This is a genomic window from Acidovorax delafieldii 2AN (assembly GCF_000175235.1).
Classification (GTDB): Bacteria; Pseudomonadota; Gammaproteobacteria; order Burkholderiales; family Burkholderiaceae_C; genus Acidovorax; species Acidovorax delafieldii_B.
The window spans coordinates 1-2,238 of sequence record NZ_ACQT01000400.1 but is presented as its reverse complement, the minus strand read 5'-3'; the positions used below and the strand labels follow the sequence as shown (position 1 = coordinate 2,238).

Sequence of the window (2,238 nt, the reverse complement as noted above, 5' to 3'; positions counted from 1 at the left end):
CCCCAGCACCAGCGTGCGACCGCGCGGTGGCGCTGGCAGCCAGGCCCGCATGCCGTGCAGTGGCTGCGCGCTGCGCACTGCGGCTTCGAAAAGCGCCTGCAGAAAAGCACGGGGCTGGGTGCGGAAATCGGGCAGGGCCGGATCTGGTGCGTCATGGGGGCTGTGCATGGCGGCCATTGTCGCCTCAGCCCGAAGGGTCCCGGGCCACTCGGCCTGCGCACCACTGGCCGGCCACGAGCGCAACCAGTTGTAACGAGCGCGTCACACTGGCCCACTATGGTGGGTGCCTTGCACTGAGATGGACCCACCCGCGATGCAGAACCTTTCGCCAGGTCGACTGGACGCCACGCTGGCGTTGCTCTCGTCCGCAGCGCGCCATGGCACGGGTCCGCTTGCACGGCTGATGCAGCAGGGTGCGCTGCATTGCGTTTTTCAACCCCTGGCCGATCTGTGTGAAGGCCAGATCTATGCCCACGAGGCGCTGATCCGCGGCCCCCAGGGCACCCTCTTCCACACCCCCGATGTGCTGCTCGACCTGGCCCGCCAGGAGGGCATCCTGCAGGACTTCGAACTGCTGTGCGCCGTCAAGGCGCTGGACACCTGGGGCCGTCTGGGTGCTCCGGGCCGGCTGTTCGTGAACATCAGTGCTGACGCCCTGGTGCACGGGGTGTCGCACCGCGAGGCACGCCATCTGGGCGAATTCGTGCGCAGCTTCGGCCTGAGCGCGCGCATGCTGGTGCTCGAGATCACCGAGCACGAGCGCGTGACCGACATGCCTTCGCTGCGCCAGGCCATCAAGGAAGTGCACGCCTGCGGTGCGCGGCTTGCCCTGGACGATTTTGGGGACGGGCGCTCGAGCCTGCGCCTGTGGTCCGAGATCAAGCCGGACTTCGTGAAGATCGACAAATACTTCATCCGCGACATCAGCGCGCACCCCGCCAACCTGCAGATGCTGCAGGCCATCAAGGGCATTGCCAGCGTGTTCGGCACCACGCTCATCGCCGAAGGCATCGAGACGCGCGACGACCTGCGGGCGCTGCGCGACCTGGGTATTTCCTTCGGGCAGGGCTGGCTGCTGGGGCGCCCCGCGGTGCAACCGCGCGACGCCGTGGAGGCGCCCGCGCAAGACGTGCTGAACGACCGCCGCGTGGCGGTGCTGCCCCATCTGGGCCAGACCGCGCGGCCCGGCATCCTGCGCAGCCTGTTCGTGGTGCAGGCGCCCACGGCCACGCCAGAAACCAGCAACGACGCCGTTGCGGCGATGTTCCAGCAACACACCGACCTGCATGCGCTGGCCGTGGTCGAAGGCGCGCGCCCCGTCGCCCTCATCAACCGCCAGCAATTCATGAACCATTACGCAACGCTGTACTTTCGCGAAGTGCACGGCCGCAAGTCGTGCATGGGCCTGGCCAACCGGTCGCCGCGCGTGGTGGAGCTCGATTGCGACGTGGACCAGCTCGTGGGCATCCTGACCTCGCAGGACCAGCGCTATCTGAACGACGGCTACATCGTCACCGACAACGCCCGCTACGTGGGGCTGGGCACGGGCGACCAACTGGTCAGGGCCGTGACCGAGACCCGCATCGAAGCGGCCCGCCACGCCAACCCGCTCACCTTCCTGCCCGGCAACATTCCCATCAGCCTGCACATGCAGCGCCTGCTGGACAGCGGTGCCGAATTCGTTGCCTGCTACGCCGACCTCAACAATTTCAAGCCCTTCAACGACCACTATGGCTACTGGCGCGGCGACCAGATGATCCGCCTGCTGGCGCGGCTGGCCACCTCGCACTGCGACCCTCGCCGCGACTTTGTGGGCCATGTGGGCGGCGACGACTTCATGCTGCTGTTCCAGAGCAGCAACTGGATGCAGCGCTGCCGGTCGATCGTGGACGAGTTTGCGCGCGAGGCCCTCGCCTTGTTCGATGCCGAAGCACGCCTGGCCGGCGGCATCCATGCGGACGACCGCCACGGTGTGCGTCGCTTCTTTCCGTGCACCACGCTGGCGATCGGCGCCGTGCGCGTAGCCACCGAGGCCACGCTGCGGGCGGAAGAAGTGGCCAACCTCGCGGCCGCGGCCAAACACAAGGCCAAGTCAGCGGCGGTCGGCATCGCGGTGCACGATGCGCCGCTGCGGCCGGCGGAGCTTGCGGGCGAGCCGCTGGCCGCTTGACCGGGCCCATCGCAGCGCGGGCACCGGGCGCGCCACAATCACGCAGCGCACCGAGAATGGGGTGATCC

General features: G+C 68.1%; 1 protein-coding gene. It reads left to right on the top strand.

From position 1 onward, the window contains the following. The first annotated feature begins 313 nt into the window (after window positions 1-313). Window positions 314-2,170 (top strand): EAL domain-containing protein, encoded by a 1,857-nt coding sequence (locus ACDELDRAFT_RS21560; RefSeq protein ID WP_005800533.1) that lies wholly within the window; start codon window positions 314-316, stop codon window positions 2,168-2,170. The last annotated feature ends 68 nt before the right edge of the window (window positions 2,171-2,238 follow it).

Excerpts from the sequence above, each read along its gene's own strand:
- ACDELDRAFT_RS21560 (WP_005800533.1), top strand. The coding sequence starts at position 314 with ATGCAGAACCTTTCGCCAGGTCGACTGGACGCCACGCTGGCGTTGCTC.